A 2,717-nucleotide genomic window follows, 5' to 3' on the forward strand; every position below is an offset into this window, starting at 1 on the left:
GGAATTTTACCGTTTATTTTCAAACACAAGGAAATCAACATCCAGTTTTAACAGAGCCGTCAAATTTGATAAAAAATCCTTTGAGGCCGTAAAAACGGGCTTCTTGAAGAAAAGTTTTATTGACAATCCATGCTATTCGGTAATACTATATACTAGTAGTAAGTAACACTGAATATCTGTTGCACAAAATATCTGTATGACAGAGTACCGAAAAAAATATAAGGAAAATATTAATGGAGGTAAAAAATTGGAAAATATAACAGAAATGCTGAAAGGGGTGCTTGAAGGGTGTGTGCTTGAAATCATCAGCCGCGGTGAAACCTACGGCTATGAAATCACGCAGCAGCTGAGAGAACTTGGCTTCACTGATGTAGTTGAAGGCACAGTTTATACGATTACCATGCGGCTTGAGAAAAACAAACTGGTGGACATCGAGAAAAAGCCATCGACTATGGGACCGCCGAGAAAATTTTACACACTCAACGCAGCAGGTCATGAGCAGCTTGAACTTTTTTGGAGGAAGTGGGATTTCGTCTCAAGTAAAATTATCGAACTCAAAACTAATAAAATTATAAGGAGAGAAGTAAAATGAATATTTTTGAAAAAATTATCGGAAGTCTGGAAGATAAGCGGGAATGGAGGGCGATGGAGGCACGTGCGAAGGCACTTCCAAGTGAGTACCTCAATGCTTACAAAGCTATGCAAAAATATATGTGGACTGCTGGTGGTGGTCCTACCGACTGGAAGGACAGCAGCCGTATCTTTAACGGCATTCTCGATCTCTTAGAAGAAGGTGCCGCGGAAGGCAAGAAAGTTACTGATCTTACGGGCGAGGACGTGGCTGCTTTCTGCGACGATTTAGTGAAGGATGAGCAAACTTGGAAAGACAAGTATCGGAAGAAGTTGAACGATTCCATTGGTCGTGGCTAACGGCAAAATCCTATGAGCTTTCGCCTAGCATCGACACTAACTATGCAAACCTTCACTGGGGAGGAATTGGCTTCCTTATCCGACGAACTAGTGGCAAACGCTAAAACCTATGTCGACAAGTATCGTGAAGATTTGAATCAGTGTATCATAAAGCGATTGGGAAAAAAGTAAATTCAATAGATGATCCCTACTGAATAGATGGTTACAAATGTAATGTGTCACCTCCACTATTCAGTTATATTTTAATTCGGTAGTAAGTAATACAGAATATCGGTCAGACTGAGTAGTAAAAAAAGTATAGACAATTAGCGCCTTGCTGCGCATTTTATAAGGGGGAAAAAAGTATGAGCAATGCAGCTATTTCCGTAAAAGGATTAAAAAAATCGTTTAAAGATAAGGATGTCTTAAAAGGGGTGGATTTTGAGGTGCGGCGTGGCGAAATTTTCGCACTGCTGGGCTCAAATGGGGCCGGCAAGACGACGACGGTCAACATCCTCTCGACGCTGATGAAGCCCGATGGTGGCGAAGTAAGTATTTGCGGCTTCGACACCGGGAGTCAACCAGATCATATCCGCCAGAGTATCAGCCTGACAGGGCAGTTCGCATCTTTGGACGGTATGCTCACCGGGCGGGAAAACCTGATAATGATCGCCAAGTTGCGGGGAGTTTCCAATCCCGCTCAAGTCGCCGACAATCTGCTTGCAAGATTCAGCCTGCGTGACGCGGCCAACCGCCGGGCGGACAAATATTCCGGCGGGATGAAGCGCCGGCTTGACATCGCCATGAGCCTGATCGGGAAACCAGCAGTCATTTTTCTTGACGAACCGACAACAGGGCTTGACCCCGAAGCGCGGATTGAAGTATGGGATACCGTCAAGGAGCTTGCTGGGAGCGGCACGACCATCCTGCTGACGACCCAGTACCTGGAGGAAGCCGAACAACTGGCGGACCGTATTGGGATATTGCATGACGGAAAAATCATCACGACCGGTACCCTTACCGAACTCAAAGCGATGTTCCCGCCAGCGAAAGTGGAGTACATCGAGAAGCAGCCGACATTGGAGGAAATTTTCCTCGCGATCATTAGCAAAAAGGAGGAGATGTAAATGAAAAGCAAAACAGGGGTATTACTAGGGCGTTTAATGCGCAACATCATGCGAAGCCCTGATACGATTATCACGGTGGCGATAACGCCGATTATGATGATGCTGCTGTTTGTCTACGTATTTGGCGGTGCTATAAAGACAGGCACGGACAACTACGTCAATTATTTATTGCCGGGAATCTTGTTAATGGCTATCGCATCCGGCGTCGCTTACACCTCCTTACGGCTATTTAATGATGTAAAGAGCGGGCTGATGGCGCGTTTCATTACGATGCCCATCAAGCGCTCATCGGTATTGTGGGCTCACGTGTTGACTTCACTTGTTTCCAATGCGCTTACTGTCGTGGTGGTTATCGTCGTCGCGCTCTTGATGGGCTTCCGTTCCAGCGCTGGTATCCTGGAGTGGCTCGCGGTAGCTGGGATACTCGGGCTGTTTACGCTGGCGCTGACATGGCTGGCGGTCATTCCCGGATTGAGAGCAGGGTCTATGGAAGGGGCGACAGCCTACTCGTACCCCCTGATTTTTCTGCCGTTTATCAGTTCGGCCTTCGTCCCCACCGAAACCATGCCTAAACTTGTCCGTGCATTCGCTGAGAACCAGCCCGTGACTTCAATCGTCAATGCCATTCGTGCCCTCTTGTATGAAGGGTCTGTTGGCAACGATATCTGGATCGCTCTTTCC

General features: G+C 46.8%; 4 protein-coding genes and 1 pseudogene. All 5 read left to right on the top strand.

What is annotated here, in order from left to right; all coding sequences use genetic code 11:
* Nucleotides 1-247 precede the first annotated feature (247 nt).
* Nucleotides 248-592: a PadR family transcriptional regulator gene (locus tag V7266_RS07165; RefSeq protein WP_335467045.1), complete on the top strand. Its 345-nt coding sequence runs from the start codon at nt 248-250 to the stop codon at nt 590-592.
* Entirely contained in the window at nt 589-930 is a 342-nt protein-coding gene (locus tag V7266_RS07170) for a DUF1048 domain-containing protein (RefSeq protein ID WP_335467047.1), read from the top strand. The genes V7266_RS07165 and V7266_RS07170 overlap by 4 nt, the downstream gene beginning before the upstream one ends.
* Nucleotides 931-984: 54 nt before the next feature.
* Nucleotides 985-1,101 (top strand): annotated as a pseudogene (locus V7266_RS07175) (DUF1048 domain-containing protein); the annotation flags it as partial.
* 173 nt (nt 1,102-1,274) lie between these two features.
* Nucleotides 1,275-2,036: an ABC transporter ATP-binding protein gene (locus V7266_RS07180; protein WP_335467049.1), complete on the top strand. Its 762-nt coding sequence runs from the start codon at nt 1,275-1,277 to the stop codon at nt 2,034-2,036.
* Nucleotides 2,037-2,717, top strand: a 681-nt coding sequence (locus tag V7266_RS07185) for an ABC transporter permease (RefSeq protein WP_335467051.1), incomplete at its 3' end; no start/stop codon positions are given. It abuts the gene before it with no gap.

Source organism: Neobacillus drentensis (genome assembly GCF_036965645.1).
GTDB classification, from domain to species: Bacteria; Bacillota; Bacilli; order Bacillales; family Cytobacillaceae; genus Neobacillus; species Neobacillus drentensis_D.

Bases quoted from the DNA above. Each gene is read 5' to 3' on its own strand.
- V7266_RS07170 (WP_335467047.1), top strand. From the start codon at position 589: ATGAATATTTTTGAAAAAATTATCGGAAGTCTGGAAGATAAGCGGGAA.
- V7266_RS07180 (WP_335467049.1), top strand. From the start codon at position 1,275: ATGAGCAATGCAGCTATTTCCGTAAAAGGATTAAAAAAATCGTTTAAA.